Origin of the sequence: Corynebacterium kroppenstedtii, from assembly GCF_016894245.1 — a bacterium.
Taxonomy (GTDB): domain Bacteria; phylum Actinomycetota; class Actinomycetes; order Mycobacteriales; family Mycobacteriaceae; genus Corynebacterium.
Window position 1 is genome coordinate 1,644,982 of record NZ_CP069792.1, and the last position, 20,166, is coordinate 1,665,147.

The 20,166-nt window shown below is 56.5% G+C and carries 16 protein-coding genes; 12 read left to right on the plus strand and 4 right to left on the minus strand.

Annotated elements, in window-relative coordinates; genetic code table 11:
• Positions 1 to 28 precede the first annotated feature (28 nt).
• Genes I6J23_RS07160 through I6J23_RS07170 form a run of 3 tightly spaced genes read right to left on the minus strand, consistent with a single transcriptional unit; the run spans position 29 to position 3,149 of the window.
• Entirely contained in the window at positions 29 to 676 is a 648-nt protein-coding gene (locus I6J23_RS07160) for a LutC/YkgG family protein (protein WP_204581470.1), read from the minus strand.
• 2 nt (positions 677 to 678) lie between these two features.
• Entirely contained in the window at positions 679 to 2,367 is a 1,689-nt protein-coding gene (locus I6J23_RS07165; RefSeq protein ID WP_204581471.1) for a LutB/LldF family L-lactate oxidation iron-sulfur protein, read from the minus strand.
• Positions 2,364 to 3,149, minus strand: coding sequence for a (Fe-S)-binding protein (locus tag I6J23_RS07170; RefSeq protein WP_204581472.1), 786 nt, complete (start codon positions 3,147 to 3,149; stop codon positions 2,364 to 2,366). Before I6J23_RS07170 ends, I6J23_RS07165 begins: the two co-directional genes overlap by 4 nt.
• Before the next feature lie 362 nt (positions 3,150 to 3,511).
• Here I6J23_RS07170 and argS point away from each other — a divergent pair, with 362 nt between their 5' ends.
• The 4 genes from argS to thrB all read left to right on the plus strand — a co-directional run bounded on the left by argS (position 3,512) and on the right by thrB (position 9,125).
• Positions 3,512 to 5,176, plus strand: coding sequence for an arginine--tRNA ligase (gene argS, locus I6J23_RS07175; RefSeq protein ID WP_204581473.1), 1,665 nt, complete (start codon positions 3,512 to 3,514; stop codon positions 5,174 to 5,176).
• A gap of 116 nt (positions 5,177 to 5,292) precedes the next feature.
• On the plus strand, positions 5,293 to 6,675 hold the full coding sequence (locus I6J23_RS07180) for a diaminopimelate decarboxylase family protein (RefSeq protein ID WP_204582980.1): 1,383 nt from the start codon (positions 5,293 to 5,295) through the stop codon (positions 6,673 to 6,675).
• 182 nt (positions 6,676 to 6,857) lie between these two features.
• Positions 6,858 to 8,192, plus strand: a complete 1,335-nt coding sequence (locus I6J23_RS07185) for a homoserine dehydrogenase (protein ID WP_204581474.1) — start codon at positions 6,858 to 6,860, stop codon at positions 8,190 to 8,192.
• Positions 8,193 to 9,125: a homoserine kinase gene (thrB, locus tag I6J23_RS07190; RefSeq protein ID WP_046202535.1), complete on the plus strand. Its 933-nt coding sequence runs from the start codon at positions 8,193 to 8,195 to the stop codon at positions 9,123 to 9,125. It abuts the gene before it with no gap.
• A gap of 28 nt (positions 9,126 to 9,153) precedes the next feature.
• Here thrB and I6J23_RS07195 read toward each other — a convergent pair whose 3' ends face one another.
• Entirely contained in the window at positions 9,154 to 10,938 is a 1,785-nt protein-coding gene (locus I6J23_RS07195; protein WP_204581475.1) for a long-chain fatty-acid--CoA ligase, read from the minus strand.
• A 631-nt stretch (positions 10,939 to 11,569) separates the two neighbouring features.
• Between I6J23_RS07195 and rho the strand changes: the two genes are divergently transcribed.
• The 8 genes from rho (at position 11,570) to I6J23_RS07235 (ending at position 20,133) form a co-directional block, all read left to right on the plus strand.
• The gene (gene rho / locus I6J23_RS07200) at positions 11,570 to 13,567 is read left to right on the plus strand and encodes a transcription termination factor Rho (RefSeq protein WP_204581476.1); all 1,998 of its coding nucleotides are present in this window, start codon (positions 11,570 to 11,572) and stop codon (positions 13,565 to 13,567) included.
• 241 nt (positions 13,568 to 13,808) lie between these two features.
• Positions 13,809 to 14,882: a peptide chain release factor 1 gene (prfA, locus tag I6J23_RS07205; protein WP_204581477.1), complete on the plus strand. Its 1,074-nt coding sequence runs from the start codon at positions 13,809 to 13,811 to the stop codon at positions 14,880 to 14,882.
• Complete coding sequence (locus tag I6J23_RS07210; RefSeq protein ID WP_204581478.1) at positions 14,879 to 16,045, plus strand: N5-glutamine methyltransferase family protein; 1,167 nt, start codon at positions 14,879 to 14,881, stop codon at positions 16,043 to 16,045. The genes prfA and I6J23_RS07210 overlap by 4 nt, the downstream gene beginning before the upstream one ends.
• A gap of 8 nt (positions 16,046 to 16,053) precedes the next feature.
• Entirely contained in the window at positions 16,054 to 16,710 is a 657-nt protein-coding gene (locus I6J23_RS07215; protein ID WP_204581479.1) for an L-threonylcarbamoyladenylate synthase, read from the plus strand.
• A 64-nt stretch (positions 16,711 to 16,774) separates the two neighbouring features.
• Complete coding sequence (locus I6J23_RS07220; protein WP_204581480.1) at positions 16,775 to 17,953, plus strand: glycosyltransferase family 4 protein; 1,179 nt, start codon at positions 16,775 to 16,777, stop codon at positions 17,951 to 17,953.
• Positions 17,950 to 18,696, plus strand: a complete 747-nt coding sequence (locus tag I6J23_RS10740) for a hypothetical protein (protein ID WP_239454864.1) — start codon at positions 17,950 to 17,952, stop codon at positions 18,694 to 18,696. Before I6J23_RS07220 ends, I6J23_RS10740 begins: the two co-directional genes overlap by 4 nt.
• Positions 18,697 to 18,964: 268 nt before the next feature.
• The gene (atpB, locus tag I6J23_RS07230) at positions 18,965 to 19,819 is read left to right on the plus strand and encodes a F0F1 ATP synthase subunit A (RefSeq protein ID WP_204581481.1); all 855 of its coding nucleotides are present in this window, start codon (positions 18,965 to 18,967) and stop codon (positions 19,817 to 19,819) included.
• A gap of 77 nt (positions 19,820 to 19,896) precedes the next feature.
• Positions 19,897 to 20,133 carry an ATP synthase F0 subunit C gene (locus tag I6J23_RS07235; protein WP_204581482.1) on the plus strand — a complete coding sequence of 79 codons (237 nt, stop codon included), beginning with the start codon at positions 19,897 to 19,899 and terminating at the stop codon, positions 20,131 to 20,133.
• Positions 20,134 to 20,166: the final 33 nt, after the last annotated feature.

Sequence of the window (20,166 nt, forward strand, 5' to 3'; positions counted from 1 at the left end):
AATCACGCGTTAATAACCCGTCTACCAGTCACTTTCGGACAATCAACACAATCAGAGTTCGTGGTCCGTGAACCCCTTCGACACGACTCAACTCAATATCAGAGGTCGCCGACGGACCAGAGATAAGGGTGATCGGCATTTCCGGGTTGAGGCGATCAATAGCCTCAGGAACACCATAGACAATCGACTCCTCGCGCACGATGCACAAGTGGCAATCGGGGACCAGCGTCAGCGCACGTCGCCCATTTGTCGCTGACCCATCCAAGTAGATCGTGCCCGTCTGGGCGGAACTTACGTGAGACTCAGTGATGATCGCATCGAAGCGCCCCAACGCGTGAGGATCAGTGGACCGATCGTCCTTCTCAACGTCAGCTGAGACTGAGGAATAAATAGACTCGTCAATGCCCTCAGCTACCCCGATCGTGGAGAAGCCATGTTCGCGACAGAGCTCAGCCACCGTGGACGGCAGCTCAGCCTCTTTAACGATGTGAACGTCGGCCTTGTAATCCACCAATCGATCGTCGAGGAGATCAACCAGTTCTTGGGTGGACCGAGTCCGGTTGGTCCTGTAGTCCCGTGGAATGGGGTAGGGATCTGATGGCACACCAGCCAGTTTGTTTGCACTGCGGATTCGCCCGAGGATTTCCTCTTTAGCCGACGTCGACCGGAATCCCATGACTACTTCCCCTCTCTCGACGAATTCTTAGCGTTGCTGCTGTCGTGTGCATGTGACTCAGAAGTAGCGTCGTTGAGTACATGCTCAAGAGGCTTCGATGATGTGTGTCGTGAACCAGATTCACTGACCTTCACTTCGGATGCATCACCAGTGTTGTGATCGGCGTGGCGGAAACTGTTATCCGGAATGCCTTCCCTCCGCGCAGCAGCCAGAGTCTTCTTGCCTTCCTCGGAAGCAAACCATGCACGGAATGATTTCTTCGGCGGAATCGCAGTATCCCGGACATTCGACCACCCAGAGAGGAAGCCGGGCAGGCTAGTGATCTTCCCTTTCGGCCATCCAAGTGCGCGTCCCAACACAGCGGCCCGGGCAGAGAAGTTCCAAATCTGTTTGTTTCCGAAGACCAGCCCCATGCTGCTCATGATCATGCCTTCGAACTTCGGCCGGTGGTGCTCAATCTTCTGATGGCGAAGCTCGAGCAACGCAGACGGGATGTCGATCTCAACGGGGCAGACCTCGAAGCATGCGCCACACAATGACGAGGCATAAGGGAGTGAAGCGTTGGGATCCTCGGCGGATTCCATACCAGCTAGCTGAGGCGTCAAAATGGCGCCGATTGGGCCTGGATAGGTTGACCCGTAGGCGTGACCACCAGCCCGTTCGTACACCGGGCACACGTTCAAACAGGCGGAGCAGCGGATGCACTTTAACGCTTCCCGGCCGATGGCGTTCGCCAACGCATGTGTCCGTCCATTGTCAATAAGCACAATATGGAAGTTCTTCGGCCCATCGCCCTCAGTCGTTCCCGACCACAGGCTGGTGTAGGGGTTCATGCGCTCGCCAGTGGAGGACCGAGGAAGCAACTGCAAGAACACCTCGAGGTCCTTGAAGGTTGGCAAGAGCTTTTCAATCCCCATCACAGAGATCAAGGTTTCAGGCAAGGTCAGACACATGCGGCCATTGCCCTCGGACTCGACGATAGAGAGCGTGCCTGTCTCTGCGATGCCGAAGTTAGCGCCAGAGATAGCTACCTTCGCATCCATAAATTGTTTGCGCAGGAACAGCCGCGATGCTTCGGCCAAGTCTGCAGGATTATCTGTCAAACTCTCATCCGTATTGGGCATCTCCTTGATGAAGATGTCCCGGATCTCAGCGCGGTTGCGGTGAATCGCAGGAACCACGATGTGTGACGGACGATCATGACCGAGCTGAACAATAAGCTCGGCCAGGTCCGTCTCGCGTGCCTCGATTCCAGCTTCTTTGAGAGCATCGTTGAGGCCAATCTCCATTGTCGCCATCGACTTGATCTTGACGACCTTCTTCTCACCTGTCTCCTTAACAAGACCAGTGATGATATCGTTGGCCTCTTTCGCATCACGGGCCCAGTGCACATGGCCACCACGGGCGGTGACGGCTTCCTCAAATTGCTCCAGAAGCTCGGGCATCCGAGCCATCACATCACGTTTAATGGCCGACCCGGCGTCGCGAAGTTGCTGCCAATCGTCGATTTCACCAACGACACGGGCGCGCTTATCTCGAATCGTGTGCGTCGCCATCCGTAAGTTGTGGCGCTGAACAGAATTCTTTAAATCATGGCGGGCAGCTTGGGGGAATCTCTCTGTACCGCGAAGATTGCCGACGCCATCAGGGGCAGTGGGCGGCATCGTTGGCATACCAAGACTGATGGTCACAGCATTGCCTCCTTGGAATAGAACGCGCCTTCCGGCGTCCAGGGGTGTTCTTCAGTCGATGCTAGAATTTCTGCGATGTGCAGGGCTCGGACACCAGAGCGCTGGCGGGACAAGCTACCGCCGATATTCATGAGGCAGCTTGGGTCGCCGGCGGTTACGAATTCCGCACCGGTCGAGACAACGTTGCGAGCTTTGTCTCCCACCATGGCGGCCGAGGTATCAGCGTTCTTCACCGAGAAAGTTCCGCCGAATCCACAGCATTCCTCCGCACCGGGCAGGCGGACGAGATCCAGACTCTTTACCTCTTTGAGCAGCTGATATGGGCGGTTGCCCACCTTCACCATGCGCAACGAGTGACAGGTTGAGTGGTACGTCACGCGGTGGGGGAAATAAGCACCGATGTTTGTTTTTCCCTCAATATCAACGAGGAACTCCGAGAGATCCAAGGTCTTCGGTGCCGTCTTCTTCACACCGTCGACGAGTGCTTTATCGCCATAGCGTTCCGCAACCATTTGGTGCTGGTGGCGGACCGCGCCCGTGCATGAGCCCGATGGTGCGATGACGTAGTCAATGGAAGGATCCGAGAATGCGTCAACGTAGTCGCGGATCTGGGGGATGATTTCTCTTTGATAGCCAGTGTTGACGTGCATCTGCCCGCAGCACGTCTGGCCTTCGGGGAATACTACTTCGTGCCCAAGCCGGGACAAGATCACTGCCGTCGCCTTGGAAGCGTCAGGAAATAGGGCATCCCCGATACACGTGGAAAATAGTGCGATACGCACAAGCCCTCCTCAGGGTTAAAGTCGTCATCATCAGTTTAGGACTAAAACTGCATTCCTCAGAGGTGATCAGCGGGTATTGGCGCAGGTAAATGAGTTGAAAATGAAATGGAAATGATTGTCGGGAAACTTTATTAAGCATTCGCGCAGTGCACGGAAATTCCCTAGAAACGTATGTGTATTAACGCAATACCAACGTTTCGGAAATAAAATCTCCGATTTACCCTCTTTCGGGGTGAATAGCGAAGAGCTGGCAGCGACACTCCGTCGTGACAAACGGTTCAATCAACCGAAACTGACAGTGAGCTGGAGCAGCGCTTGGCGGTGATAGGGAACCCTGGTGTGGTGCCGTACACTGTGGGCCTATGACTCCCGAAGAATTGTCGACTCTCATTGCCACGCGTGCTGAATCCGTATTGTCACACCACGGGAAAGATGCCTCGGTTTTACCGCCGACGGTGACAGTAGAACGACCCCGCAACCCGGAACATGGCGACTACGCAACCAACTTGGCCTTGCAGATTGCCAAGAAAGTGGGGACATCACCCCGAGAGCTAGCCGGTTGGTTAGCAGAAGATTTAGCCACTAATTCCGCCATCGGCACTGTCGACGTCGCCGGCCCCGGGTTCCTCAATATTCGTTTGGCCGCCGCTGCTCAGGGAGAAATCGTGGGTCGCATCCTCGCCGAGGGGGAACGGTTTGGAAGCAGCTCAGAACTCAGCGACGAGGTCATCAACCTCGAATTCGTATCAGCGAACCCCACCGGGCCCATCCACTTGGGTGGTACACGCTGGGCCGCAGTCGGCGATGCTCTCGGCCGTATTTTTGCATTCCGCGGTGCGTCGATTACCAGGGAGTATTACTTCAACGACCACGGGCGGCAGATCGATCGCTTCGCACGATCGCTCGTCGCGGCCGCACTCGGCCAGCCCACCCCAGAGGATGGCTACGGAGGCGAATACATTCAGGACATCGCGTCCTCCGTCGTCGAAAAGCACCCGGAAGCAACGCAGCTGCCCCCTGAGGAGCGTCAGGAAATCTTCCGTAAGGAAGGCGTGGACCTCATGTTTGCGCACATTAAGCGCACCCTCCACGAATTCGGCACCGACTTCGATGTGTTCTTCCATGAGAACTCGCTCTTCGACTCTGGTGCGGTGGATCAGGCGATACAAAAACTGAAGGACAATGGCAACCTCTACGAGGCCGATGGGGCATGGTGGCTGCGCAGCACCTTATTTGGTGACGACAAAGACCGCGTCGTGATCAAGTCCGACGGCGACGCAGCATATATCGCGGGAGATATTGCCTACATCAGGGACAAAATCGAACGGGGGCATAACTTATGCATTTATATGTTGGGGGCCGACCACCACGGTTATATCGCCCGCCTCAAGGCAGCAGCGCAGGCACTGGGCTATGACCCCACCCAAGTCGAGGTTCTCATCGGCCAGATGGTGAACTTGGTGCGCGAAGGCAAAGCTGTCAAGATGTCCAAACGCGCCGGAACGGTCATCACGCTCGATGACCTTGTCGAACTTATTGGTGTCGACGCTGCCCGCTATGCGCTTATCCGCAGCTCAGTGGATCAAACACTGGATATTGATATGGATCTGTGGGCCCGCCAAACTAACGACAATCCCGTGTTTTATGTGCAGTACGCGCACGCGCGGCTGTGCTCATTGGGAAGAAAAGCGCAGGCGGCGGATATCGCGGTCAAAGACCCCGATTACTCTCTTCTGACCAATGACTATGAGGGTGCGCTTATCCGCACTCTGGGCGAGTTTCCCTCTGTGGTGGGAACCGCAGCGGAGCTCCGTGAACCGCACCGCATTGCGCGCTATACGGAGGAGCTCGCGGGGACATTCCACCGGTTCTATGACTCCTGCCAGATCCTCCCTAAGAAATCAGAACCGGCGGGCGATGATGCAGCCCCGATTGTCTACGCACGGCTGGCATTAGCTCAAGCAACCCGCCAAACAATCGCTAACGCATTGAACCTTCTCGGTGTCAGCGCACCCGAACGTATGTAGGAGCCCCCGTGGATCTACTGAGTAAAGGACCAGGCTTCGCGCATCTGTACGCCGATGCAAGCCTGCCCGAGTTTTCAACCGAGCAATTCAATGCTCTGCCACCTCATGTGTGGCCTATGAACGCGCACCGCGACGACGATGGTCAGGTGTCGATTGCCGGTGTCCGCCTGGCCGACTTGGCAAATAAATATGGAACCCCCCTCATGGTCGTGGATGAGGACGATTTCCGTGCCCGGTGCCGGGCCATGGCCGATGCGTTCGACGGCCCCGGCCATGTCCACTACGCATCCAAAGCATTCCTCACTGTCGGCATTGCCCGATGGGTAGCGAGCGAGGGATTATGCCTCGACGTCGCTTCCGATGGTGAGCTGGATGTGGCATTGCGCGCAGATTTTCCCCCCGAGCGCATCACCGTACATGGCAATAATAAGTTGGACAGCACGTTGACCAAGGCCGTTCAGGCGGGTGTGGGCCACATCGTGATCGACTCTCGTCAGGAAGTGGATCGGTTAGGGAAGATTGCGCGGGACGCTGGTGTTCGCCAAGAAGTGTTGATTCGTGTGACACCAGGTGTTCACGCGGACACTCACGAATTTATTGCGACGTCACACGAGGACCAGAAATTCGGCCTGTCGTTGGCATCTGGGGCGGCTAAGGATGCTGTCCTTGCAGCGATGGAATATGAGTCTTTGGCGGTCTCGGGGCTGCATGGCCACGTCGGATCCCAGGTTTTCGACGCCGACGGATTCTCGCTTGCGGCCGAACGTTTACTTGCCTTGATGGCTGACTTGCACCACGGGCTTGGCCGGTACGGCACGAACAGTGGCGTCGGGAATGATCGTGTCGACAATGATGACCCTGAGAACCCCGACGCCCAGACACATGATGTTAAGGATTCTTTGGACATCTTAGATCTTGGTGGTGGCTACGGTATTGCCTACAGCGCGACGGATTCACCTCTGAATGTTCAATCGGTGGCTAAAGATCTTAAATCTCGGGTCCATAAAGCAGCCCGTGAACTGCACTTTGACCCGCCTACATTGATGGTTGAACCAGGCCGTGCCATTGCCGGCCCGTCGACCGTGACTGTCTACACAGTGGGGACAATTAAAGATGTGCCCACGGATGAGCGATCGACGCGGCGCTACCTCGCCGTCGATGGAGGGATGTCGGATAATATTCGCCCTGCGTTATACAACGCCCATTACGACGGCCGGGTGATTAATCGGCTAATGCATGGAAATCCGATTCCCACCCGCCTCGTGGGATCGCATTGTGAGTCTGGAGATATCCTCGTCGAAGACGGGATTTACCCCGACGATATCCGGGTCGGGGATCGTATTGCCCTGGCTGGTACTGGTGCCTACTGCTTCTCGATGTCTTCGCGCTACAACATGTTCTGCCGTCCGGCTGTTGTCGCGGTGCGTCAGGGGCAAGAACGTGTGATGGTCCGCCGAGAGACTATTGATGATCTTCTTGCGCTTGATGAAGATTGCTGATGGGAGGCTGACACCGCCGATCGAACCCGACAGTCACGTAAAACACGAATAGAACAGCATAAATACTAGTTATAGTATCCTTCATACAGCTTTGTCTGCCGACGCATAAAGGATGACGGCGTTGAGCCAGCAACGACGTCTACCGAACACCACACAAGGGAACCAATACAAGGGATAGGAATATGACCCAGCAAACTAGCTACAACACCGGAAAAGGGGCCGGGGAAACCGTCGGAGTTGCCCTCCTCGGATTTGGCACCGTCGGGCAGGCGGCCTATCGGCTCATGAATGAGTATGCCGACGAATTTACCGAGCGAGCTGGTGGACCTTTAGAAATCCGCGGTGTGGCGGTTTCCGATCTATCCCGCCCGCGCGAAGGTGTTGATTCCAATTTCCTCACCGACGACGCCATGAGCTTGGTGCTTCGCGACGACATCGACCTCGTCGTGGAAGTCATCGGTGGCATTGACCTGCCACGAAAACTCGTGTTGGCGGCGTTGCGTGCGGGTAAATCAGTAGTCACCGCGAACAAAGCCCTGGTCGCGGCTCATGCGGACGAGTTAGCAGAAGCAGCCGACGCATCGGGCGCAGATTTGTTCTTCGAAGCAGCAGTGGCAGCAGCGATCCCTGTGGTGGGGCCTCTGCGCCGCTCCCTTGCTGGCGACCGTGTCAACAGGGTCATGGGCATAGTTAATGGGACGACGAACTTCATCCTGGACGCAATGGATGAGTCGGGTGCGTCCTATGACGAGATGCTGGCCGAAGCCACCCGCTTAGGATATGCCGAGGCAGATCCCACCGCCGATGTCGACGGATACGACGCAGCATCCAAGGCGGCCATCCTCGCATCCATTGCTTTCCACACTCGCGTATCTGCCGACGACGTCTACCGCGAGGGCATTCGGGAAATCACCGCAGCGGATATCGCGTCGGCACAAGCGGTCGGATGCACTATTAAATTGCTTGCCCTCTGTGAGCGACTTGTTGATAGCGATGGCAAAGAATCAGCCTCTGCCAGGGTGTATCCGGCATTGGTGTCGCGTAACCACCCGTTAGCGAGCGTGTCGCAGTCGTTCAATGCGGTGTTCGTTGAGGCGGAAGCCGCGGGGCGTCTGATGTTTTACGGAAATGGCGCCGGGGGGAATCCGACCGCGTCAGCTGTCTTAGGTGACGTGATTGGGGCGTCGCGAAATATCCTCTTGGGTGGTCGCGCCCCGGGAGAATCTGTCTACGCGTCGCTGCCAATCGCTTCATTTGGCTCTATTGACACCCGGTACCACGTTGTGATGCACGTGAAGGACCAGGTTGGTGTTCTTGCCGACGTCGCCAAGTGCTTCGCTAACCGTGGCATATCGTTGAAAACTGTCCGCCAGGAGGGCAGTGAAAACGGTGCCCGTCTGGTTGTTGTCACCCACACGGCGCGGGAAGAAGACCTTGAGAAAACCGTGGCTGATGTCGCATCCATTGATACGGTGCTCTCCGTCGAACGCGTGCTGCGTATGGAGGGAGACGACTAAGTGCCACATGACATACCGGTGGGGCGCTCAGTAACGGTGCGCGTGCCAGCGTCGTCGGCCAATTTAGGACCTGGATTCGACACCCTTGGCTTGGCTGTGGGGCTGTATGACATCGTGACCGTCGAGGTCACTCCTTCTGGTTTAACCGTTGACGTCCAGGGTGAAGGTGCCGGTGAGGTCCCCCTCGATGGAACTCATTTGGTGGTTCGGGCGATCCGTGAAGGGCTCCGCGCGGCACATGCCGACGTGCCTGGTCTGGCGGTGTCCTGTGAAAATGCGATTCCCCAATCACGTGGTCTTGGCTCGTCAGCGGCGGCTGCAGCTGCTGGGGTATGTGCTGCCAATGCCCTGGCAGATAACGCCCTCGCCACCGATCAGGTTGTCCAAGTAGTCAGTTCTTTTGAGGGACACCCTGACAATGCGGCAGCATCCGTGCTGGGCGGTGCAGTAGTGTCCTGGACAGATACACCAGTCGATGGTGAAACTGCGCCCCAGTACCATGCGATCGGCGTGGATGTTCACCCTGACATTCGCGCGACGGCCTTTATACCCGATTTCACAGCGTCGACGAATGCGGTGCGCCGAGTACTGCCCAGTGACGTGAGCCATATTGACGCACGATTTAACGTATCCCGAACGGCAGTCATGACGGTCGCACTGCGTACCAACCCAGAATTGTTGTGGGAAGGCACGAGGGATCGCCTTCACCAGCCCTACCGTGCAGATGCCTTGCCGGTCTCTGCAGAATGGGTTAACCGCCTGCGTAACCGCGGTTATGCAGCGTATTTATCGGGTGCCGGCCCCACCATCATGGTTTTGTCTACCGAGGATCTGCCCGCTGAAATCGTCGATACGGCATCCTCCGAAGGGCTTCGTGTCCTGACGCTACCCATCGCCGGGCCTATCCAGGTCAATCGCAAAAAACTGGGATGAGTATGTGGCGGGACTGCCCACCCAGACGCTAGCCCTGCGATGGTGAGCTAGAGGAACTCGGATCCCCATAGCTATCGCCACTGCGACGGGGGCCTTGTAACGAAATGACATCCAACTTTCCGTCAGCAAGGTGTTGCCGCAGGTCCTTTTTGTCATATTTATCGACGCTTGTCTTATCGATGGTGTCGACGAATGCCCAGTATTCGGGGATCATCCACCCGGGAATGACCCCACGCAATCGTGTGCGAAGACGCTCCGCTGTCGCCGCCGACCGCTCAACTCCGTCGGCAAGGACAGTCACTGCCAACGGTCGCTCACCCCATGTCTCATCGGGATACCCAATAACAGCACACTCAAGAACCGGGGGAGCGTCGACAACATAGTTTTCTAATTCGGCTGAGTAAATCCATTCCCCACCTGAGCGGATGACATCGCGAATGCGATCATTGACCGTTAAGAACCCATCACGGTTAATAGAGCCGACGTCTCCTGTACGGAACCATCCGTCGTCGGTAAAACGATCATCGGCATAATCGATGGCTTCGCCGCGGAAACGGGAAGCAGGCCCATCGCCTTCGCCCGTCGGTGAATGGAAGTAGGACCCGGTCACCCAGTTGCCGCGCACTTGGATTTCGCCTTGGTTGCGATCATGACCTTTCAGAACATGGCCGGCATCGTCGGCAATACGAAAATTCATAGCGACAGGGAAACGACCCTGGGATTCGCGGTATAGATCCCTCGTCTCCCCGCTTAAGCCTGCTGGTGGGCGCGATACTGTCCCCACGGGTGACGTTTCTGTCATTCCCCAGCAATGAATGACGTCGACACCAAACTTTTCTTCCCACACTTTAATGAGCACCGGAGGAACAGGAGCGCCACCAGCGAAAATCTCCCGAAGACTCATACGCTTCGGTGGGTTGTGGAAATAGTAGGAAAAGAGCGAAACCCATAATGTCGGGACCCCATGTGCCGTACGAGGCATAGAGGTGGCAATCACCTGCGCAAGACGAGGCGCCGAAAGATCCTCGCCAGGAAAGATGAGCGGTGCGCCAGCCATCCAGGCTGCAAGAGGAACGCCCCAGCTCAGAACGTGATAAATGGGAACACAACACAGGAAGGACACGCCATTAGTGATGGCGAAGGAATCCACCCCCAGCAATGACTGCGAGTGCAAGAACATAGACCGGTGGGAATAGGCCACCCCCTTGGGTGCCCCCTCAGTGCCCGTCGAAAAACAGAGGGCAGCAGCGGTGTCTTCGGGAAGATCGGGCCACGGAAACTCCGTGGATTGTCCGTCGATAAAAGCCTCATAATCGGTGACCGAAAAATGGGGCTTAGGGACAGCATCGAACGCAGCGACGGCCTCAGCCCGCTGCACCGATGATCCGGAAGCAATGACGATGTGATCCACTCCCGGACAGTCGGCGATGAGCCTGGCCAAGCGCGGTGCATTGCGGGGCGAAACGACGATGACTTTTTGGTCCGCGTAGTTGATGATGTGGATGATTTGATCGTCGGAAAGATGCGAGTTCAGGGGGGTAAAAACGGCTCCCATGCAGGACGAGGCGAAAAATACTTCGAGATGCTCCGCGCAATTGTCCATCATGGTTCCGATGCGTTGGTCGGCGTCGATACCGCAGAGGGACCGTAGAGCATGAGCACATGCAGCGGCTCGGCCGGCGAGCGCTGAAAACGTGATGGTCTCTGGCCCGGATGTGCCCCAACTCGTTACCTCTGTGTCCCCGAAAACACTGGCACCATAGGTGAAAATTTGGGTGACAGAAAGAGGCACGTCCATCATCGTCGACTTCATGCCGTTTACTTTAAGTCAGACAGACCGTAAATACAGGTGAAGCCTATCCGCGTGCCATTGCAGCGACTTTTGCTGGAAAGTGGTACGGTTATGGGCGATTCCTTTGGTTGTAGTTTTCGGACTGCTCATCAGGTTGTGTATTCTCCGCTAGGGCATCGAGCTGAACGATGTGTAACATCGGCTTCCGGCCTAGCAAGCGTGGTGGATCCAGGGGACTTCTCATCCACCCTGAATGCAACACCGATGACCGGACACTACAAAGAATCCTTCATTTCGTAATCGCGCGTAGTGCCGCGAATCTGCATCGCCCGCGATGGCTAATGGTAAAGACTTGTTCATGTGAACGGGTTCTACCTAGACACGGTGAGTATGTATCCGCGATAGCAGTTCGGGCAGGTCACGTGTCTTTTTTGAGGCACATTGACACAAGCGGACACGAAATGACGCACATTCCATTGACATGCTGCACCATCGGAGAAACACCATCGTGAGGCCACCGACGGTAGAGCGATGATGCAGCGTCGCGATAGGACAACACCACAGGGCTAACCCTCCAGCGCGTGATGAGACACGTATCTACTGACAAATACTGACAATTGTCCCCGGAGGGGCTGGCAACGAAAGGACATCCGTGACTGATACGGACACGAACAACCTGGCCGCTATGCGCATCCCGGAATTGAAGGCGCTAGCTGCCGAAAAGGGGATTCGAGGACTCTCAGGGCTGCGCAAGGGGGATATTATCGCAGCCATTCAGGCCGCCGACGCTGGTCAGCCGTATTCTCGGCCTCGTCGATCCACACGGAAAGCGGGGGAACCGAAGGCTGAGTCCCACCAGTCGGATAACTCGGAATCGCCTAATTCCGAATCGTCGGCAGACGGAGACGGACGTGGCTCCGGCGCCGATAACCGCCAGAACAGCAACGACGGTCGTCGCGGAGACGAGCACACTGGTGGCTCCGACTCCCACTCTGACGATGACAACGGTCGTGACAACGATGATTCTGACGATTCCCGCCATCACGGGTACAAATCGCGTTCCCAGGCACGCCGTGCGCGTCGTCACCGTGCTCGTCACAACACGCATTCCAACGACGGTAATGACCGGAATACCTCGTCCCGCGATTCATCCGATGAGTCGGAAGACAACAATTCTCGCCATGATGGTGACCGGAATAACAATAATGATCATCGACGGTCTAATGATGACCGAGATGACCGTTATGGCCGCAATGACGACAACTCCGGTGACAACAACGACCACAATGGTCGAGGTAGCCGCAACAACCAGGACCACCGGGGTGGCCGCAATAACCGCAATGATCGTGACAATCGGAACGACCGTGGAGGCCGCAACAACCGCAACGACCGTAATAATCGCGGCAACCGGCGGAACCGTCGCAACCGGGATAATCGCGACAACCAGAACCCGAATCAGCTTCGCGAAGGTGAAACTTTCCAGCCCATCGCGGGCATCCTCGATGTTGTCGACAACAACACCGCGTTCATCCGCACATCGGGGTACCAGTCCGGGCCGAATGATGTTTTTGTGTCCATGAACATGGTACGTTCCCAGGGAATGCGTCGCGGTGACGCGGTGACTGGTCAGATTAAGGTTCGTGAGGACGGGTCAAGCCGTCCCCAGCATGGTCGCGGCCGGAACCGGCAAAAGTTCGCCCCCTTAGCGCGGGTGGACACGGTCAATGGCATGACGCCGGAGGAAGCCAAGGCGCGCCCCGAGTTCGCCAAGCTCACACCGCTGTACCCGAACCAGCGGTTGCGGTTGGAAACCGATCAAAAGAAACTCACGACGCGTGTGATTGACCTCATCATGCCCATTGGTAAGGGGCAGCGCGCGCTGATCGTGTCCCCGCCGAAGGCCGGTAAAACGACGATTCTGCAGGACGTCGCTAATGCCATTACGACGAATAATCAAGAGTGCTATCTCATGGTTGTTCTTGTCGACGAGCGTCCTGAAGAAGTTACCGATATGCAGCGTTCGGTTAATGGCGAAGTGATTGCCTCGACGTTTGACCGTCCGCCGAGCGAGCACACCACCGTCGCTGAGCTAGCGATCGAACGGGCTAAGCGCCTTGTTGAAGCTGGTCAGGACGTCGTTGTGCTGTTGGATTCCATTACCCGACTGGGTCGCGCCTACAACAACTCCTCTCCGGCGTCGGGACGGATCCTCTCCGGTGGTGTGGATTCCAACGCCCTCTACCCGCCAAAGCGGTTCTTGGGTGCAGCACGCAACATCGAAAACGGTGGTTCGCTGACCATTATTGCGACGGCGATGGTCGAGACTGGGTCCGCGGGCGACACTGTCATATTCGAGGAATTCAAGGGCACGGGTAACGCAGAGCTGAAGCTCGACCGGAAGATTTCGGAGCGTCGAGTCTTCCCAGCTGTCGACGTGAACCCGTCAGGAACCCGTAAGGATGAGCTGCTCTTGGCTCCCGACGAGGCACGCGTCATGCACAAGCTGCGTCGAATCTTGTCAGCCCTGGATCCGCAGCAAGCTATTGACTTGCTTATCAAGCAGCTGCGCAAGACTAAGAACAATGGCGAGTTCCTCATGCAAATAGCGTCGTCGGCGCCGATGAGTGTTCCCGGCGATGATGATGAGTAATACGTCCCCCTCATGCGCGACCCCAAACTGTGATCCCAATCCGTGATGGTAAGCGATGAAGTTTCCTTAGCCTCTGCGGAGGCACGGGAGGTAGCGTCACCATACTGATATCCCCGGCGAATGAGTACGTCGCTACCAATGAACACAGTGTGGGCGGTGGTTCGGTTGAGCCGCCGCCGTCGCGCTATATTCGTGTAGTTACCGGTATTTGTAGTGAGCAGTTAAAGGAGCACTCTGGGTCATGACGACGCATGTTTCGGCGGTCGACGACATTGTTTCGGAATATCAAGGGCTCGAAGCTCAATTAGCTGATCCTGATTTACATAACGACGCTGCTCGCGCGCGGAAGGTGGGGAAGCGGTTCTCTGAACTCCAGCCCATCATTCAGACGAATGACCGGTTAAACGCTGTGACCGAGGATCTCGAAGCTGCGGAAGAAATGGCCCACGAAGACCAGGAGTTCGCAGCGGAAGCCGAGCGTCTCCGGGCGGAAAAAGAGGAGCTATCGGATAAGCTAGCTGACCTTTTGGCTCCGCGGGATCCCCATGATGGCGATGACATCGTGATGGAAGTGAAGTCCGGTGCGGGCGGGGAAGAAGCAGCCCTCTTTGCCGGTGAATTAGTGCGAATGTACCAGCGCTACGCGGACAAACACGGCTTCGCGATCGACGTTCTGGACGACGCTCCAACGGATCTTGGGGGAATTAAAGACATCACCATGTCTATTAGGTCCAAGAAGCCGTCTCGGGACGGTGCGTGGAGCGTCTTTAAGTTTGAGGGCGGCGTCCACCGTGTTCAGCGAGTTCCCGTCACGGAGTCCCAGGGGCGGATCCAGACGTCTGCCGCCGGTGTCCTCGTCTACCCGGAACCTGATGAAATCGAGGATGTCGAGATTGATGACAAAGACATCCGAGTTGATGTGTATCGCTCATCGGGCAAAGGTGGCCAGGGCGTGAACACAACTGACTCCGCTGTCCGCATCACACACTTGCCGACGGGCCTGATTGTGACGTGTCAGAAGGAACGTAGTCAGATCCAAAACAGGGCGCGTGCGATGCAGGTTTTAGCCGCCCGGTTGCAGCAAATGAAGGAAGAAGAGGCGGAGGCTGCAGCATCGGCTGATCGTGCGGCACAGGTACGGACCATGGATCGCTCGGAACGCATCCGTACATACAATTTCCCCGAAAATCGCATCTCCGACCACAGAATTAATTACAAGGCACATAATCTTGACCAGGTCCTCGACGGCGATCTGGATGACCTCTTCTCTGCGCTGCAGTCCGCGGAGCGCGCCGAGCGGCTCGAGGCAGAATGACATATCCCCGTACATCTGTTCGGCAGATGATCAATAATGCCGGCGGACGGCTGCGCGCTGCTGGAGTGGACTCTCCACGGGTTGATGCTGAGCTTCTTATGGCGCACGCGTTAACCGTTAAGGGTGCGTCGGGTGCAGAGCCCGTCACGCGGTCGTCGCTATTCTTCCGACGCCAAGACCACGTCGATCCTGACACGGCTGAGTTTTTTGAAGCATGTATTAGCCGCCGTGAGCAGCGAGAACCCCTGCAGCACATCATGGGAACGGTGCGTTTCGCTGGGATCGACCTCCTGGTTGGGCCAGGCGCGTTTATCCCTCGCCCGGAAACCGAATTGATTGTTGAATGGGCGGGGAAACAAATCCGCCGCGCGTTGGATAAAAGGGCCGAAAAATCCGGGCCGCAGAAATCTCTGCCCACGGACTACACCATCGTCGATCTGTGCACTGGGCCCGGAACCTTAGCATTGGGCGTTGCGCACGCGGCGGGTAACGCGTTGTTGGCTCTTCACCGTGATTTTAGAGAACAGAGGGCAGTAAATCCGCACGTGGGAGGCGTCGGTAAGCTTCCACGAATCCACATTGTCGGCGTTGACACGAGCGACGTTGCACTGGATTACGCTCGTCGCAACGTCGAGGCCTTTATACAGAATTGGCGGGCCGAAGCGCTGGATGCCGGCCTGTCAGAAGCTGACGCCGATCAGCTCTCGGTGAGCCTTTGTGCTGGGGATGCCACAGATCCCACTATCGTGAAAGCCATTCGGGACATGTGTGGTCGTGACACGCGTGTTCGGGACGAGCGTGACGGCGACAATCCTGAAACGACTCACGGACCGACGCCCGAGCTGAAGGTGGATATGGTTGTGTCGAATCCACCTTATGTGCCTGAGAACACGGCGATTTCGCCAGAAGTCGCGGCCGATCCTCATGACGCCGTTTTTGCGGGGGCCGACGGAATGAGCGTGATCGTACCGATGATGGCTGTGGTTGAGGACTTATCTAGCCGTGGCACTGTTGTGGCCGTGGAACATGACGAGCTCAATGGTTCCGTGACCTCACAGTGCTTGAATGACCACGGTTTCACCGATGTGGAAATACATAAGGACCTAGCGGGACGCGATAGGTTTGTGACTGGGATTCGGGCCTCACACACGAAGAAAGCGTAATAACACTCATGAGCACAATTTACGATTGCACTGACCACGACGAACGAGGTCGTGGTTTGGAGGCTGCCCACAGCGCAGTGAAGGGCGGGCGCCTCGTTGTTATGCCCACCGACACCGTGTATGGCATAGGGTGCGATGCATTTGATAACGACGCTGTTGCTGCGTTGTTACGGGCTAAGCATCGTGGCCCTGACATGCCCGTTCCCGTGTTGGTCGGGTCATGGGACACCGTCGACGGCCTGGTGCAGACAGTCACTCCGCGGATGCGTGAATTAGTACAAGCATTTTGGCCGGGGGGACTGTCAATAGTGGTCACACAGGCTCCGTCGTTACCGTGGGACCTGGGTGATACAAACGGATCAGTGATGCTTCGGATGCCGTTGCAGCCGGTGGCGATCGAGTTGTTGAGAGCCACAGGCCCCATGGCGGTGAGCTCCGCCAACATTTCGGGGCAGCCCCCGGCGACGTCGGCCATTGCGGCGAAGCAGATGCTGGGAAGCGAAGTATCCGTCTATTTGGATGACGGAGAGGCGACAATTGGTGAGCCTTCAACCATCATTGACCTCACATCGCCCACCCCTCATCTTTTGCGTGAAGGAGCGATTTCTGCAGAACGTATTTCTGACGTTATTGGAACGAGTCCTGCTACCCTCCGTCAGGGATAGCCCGAGGGGAAAGAACGGCTTCACGTGCGCGGATAGTCCAGGGAATGCGGGGTAGAGAAACATCATGATCGTTTGTGCACAATCAGCGGTCGGGGGAACCGGTGTGCCGATTCGGGAACTCATCCTTGTTCTCTGTACAGGCTGCATAGTGACGTTCCTGACAACTGGATGCATTCGATCCGTCATGGTGCGGACTGGGAGAGTAGCTATCCCACGTGCTCGCGATGTCCATAAACAACCGCGACCGCGGTTGGGTGGGGTCGCGATGTTCACCGGTGTCATTGCAGCGTTACTGGTGGCCAACCAATTACCGGCGTTGAATCGTGGATTTCCTCCCATGACTCCGGACCTTCGGGCTGTCTTATGGGCAGCGCTCATCATCGTCGTTGTCGGCATCATCGATGACTTGTACGACATTCCGGCTCTCGTGAAACTGGTCGGGCAAATCGCGGGCGCGACAGTCATGAGTCTGCTGGGCCTGAGCTGGTACCTCCTCTATGTGCCCTGGCATGGGGGCACCACCGTCATTCTGGATCAAGTCCAGTCCACAGTCCTGACTGTTGTCTTTACTGTCACCTTGATCAACGCGATTAACTTTGTCGACGGCCTTGATGGCTTAGCGGCTGGTGTCGGAGGAATCGCGGGGATTTCGCTCTTCGCCTTTTCACTCACCATTCTTCATGACCAAGGGGGAGCAGTGAGCGCTTACCCTCCGGCCATTATTTCCGCCGTCTTGATCGGAGCGTGCGCGGGCTTTTTGCCCCACAATTTTGAGCCTAGCCGGATTTTCATGGGTGACACAGGATCCATGCTGATAGGTCTCCTCCTCGCAGCGGCATCGACCTCGGCGTCTGGCCGCATCACGATGTCGCTTTATGGTGCCGCCGATATTTTCGCGCTGCTCAGCCCGATCATCGTGGTGGCAGCGAGTGTCTTCATCCCAATGCTTGACCTCATCATGGCCGTTATCCGTCGTGTCGGTCACGGGAAAAGCCCGTTCGCCCCTGATAAAAAGCACCTGCACCACAGGCTGCTTCAACTGGGGCATACGCACCGGCGAGTTGTTCTCGTGCTCTATACGTGGGTAAGCGTTGTCGCATTTAGCGCGGTGGCCGCAACAATTTTGCCGACGGATATTACCCTCATTGCGGTGGGGCTAGCGATCATCATTGCCGTCGGAATAACGTCTGTACCGCGCTCGCGTGATCGTCGGCACCCAGGTCGCTACAATCAGCCAGCGTGACTGATTCCCACTCTTCTGGCGAACCAAATAGCGCCTCTTCTGCGTCCGCGGGGACGTCCTCTGAGCTCTCCCGTGGTGAGACTTCGCCCGCTGCTCCCGACACCCGTGCTGACATCGGGGCTGACATGAGCGCCGATTCGTCGAAGCCGACGTCTCCATATTCCACTTTCGGATCGGGGAATTCTGGCGCGAATAAACCGGAACACTCTGGCGGGGGCAAGACCTCTGAAACCTCGAATGTGTCGGGTAGCTCGTCTACCGACGGTGGTTCTTCTATCGATGATGTGATCGCGAAGAGGAACCGGCATGCGTCGGATCCACGGTGGCCGCTACTGAAAGCTGCGCGGCTCGGTGGTATCGCAATCGCTTGTCTAGCTGTGGTTTCTCTGTTGGCCTGGGGTGGGCAATCAGGTATGCGAGGTGTCTGGGGGGCGCTCATCGGTTCGGTCATCGGGGGTGCCTTCGTGTTGCTCACTATCGTGAGTGTGCTCATCACCTCCCGGACCAATCCCCAAACGACGATGGCTGTGGTGATGGGAACGTGGCTGCTCAAAGTTGTCGTTGTCTTACTCGTTCTCGTCGTCCTGAAGAACATGTATTTCTTTGACCACCTGGCGTTGGCGGTCACGGTCATCGCTGCGTTAATCGTTGGATTGGTCTCAGAAACATGGGGTGTGTTAACCGCGCGTGTGACGTATATCGCTGACCGAGAATGGGCAGAAGAACGGGACCACCAGCAATAGCCTGCATGGGGGTAAATCAGGTGTAGTTTTAGGGGGGTCGGATTGAGAGATCGCTTGGGAAAAACCCGAATTAAGCTGCTATCGTCAACTGCGGGTTATAAGGAAAAGTCGCTATGCGTAGCCACCCCCGAATAACCCCCGGGCCCCCGCGATGATGTGCGACGGAATCCGCGGTGGGCTATGCACATAGACCTCCATCGCACCGCTTTCTGTTAGGCAGAAAGCGGCCCGAACACGGGAGAGAACGCTGAGCGTTACAACCTTGTCCATGAAGGGGCATTTCCACGCCCCAGATCTGGACCACGACTTTTTCCCGGGGTTCGTTTGTGGGACCGGCAGTGACGGTGAGTCACGCTGTCCCGACGGTGCGTCGCCTGGTGATCACATCAACCTCTGGTTCGGTAATTTTGCCGACGGTTGGTTCGCCATCGACCGCATCATGTTCGTCCGACTCCTCGTGATGGTGCTCATGGGGCTGTTCTTCTTCTTCGCTATGCGGAAGCCGAAGTTAGTTCCGCGTGGCGTGCAGAACGTCGCTGAGTACTTATTGGATTTCGTCCGTATCCACATCAGTGAGGAGATTCTTGGTCGAAAAGAAGGACGTCGCTTCCTTCCGATTATTTCCACGATCTTCTTCCTTGTACTGTTCATGAACGCACCATCGGTGATTCCGTTCTTGAACGTTTCCCCCAATGCTCGTATCGGTATGCCACTGCTTTTGGCCGTGGTTGCCTACGTCTGCATGATCTACGCAGGTGCCAAGCGGTACGGGTTCGGTAAGTACATGAAGAGCTCTCTGGTAATTCCGGGGTTGCCTTTCCTTCTCTATTTCTTGGTCGTACCGATTGAGTTCTTCTCGACCTTCATTTTGAGGCCTGTCACGCTGACCATTCGTCTTATGGCCAACATGTTGTCAGGTCACATCGTGCTGGTGCTCTTGTACTCGGCAACCAACTTCTTCTTCTGGCAGATGAACGGCTGGCTCGTTGCTTCCGGCTTTACCATCGCGGCAGCCTTTGCCTTCTCGCTGTTTGAGATTTTGGTGATTTTCCTGCAGGCGTACATTTTCGCCCTGCTGACTGCGGTGTACATTGAGCTTTCCCTGCATGCGGACGAACACTAACTGAACACCCACTTGAAGTTTTTCACGAATACGTCGTTGGAAAACCAACGGCATTTTGAAAGGGAACGGAACACCCCATGAACGAGATCCTTCTCGCTGCAGACTCCAATAGTTATGACGGCTTCGGTGCTATCGGCTACGGCCTTGCTGCTATCGGCCCTGGTATCGGTATCGGTATTGTCGCCGGAAAGACGGTGGAAGGGATGGCACGTCAGCCGGAGATGGCTGGTCAGTTGCGTACCACAATGTTCCTGGGCATTGCCTTCACTGAGGCCCTTGCCCTTATCGGCTTGGTCGCCGGCTTCCTGTTCTAATCAGGTTGTTTTCACTACATCCTGATATTCGAA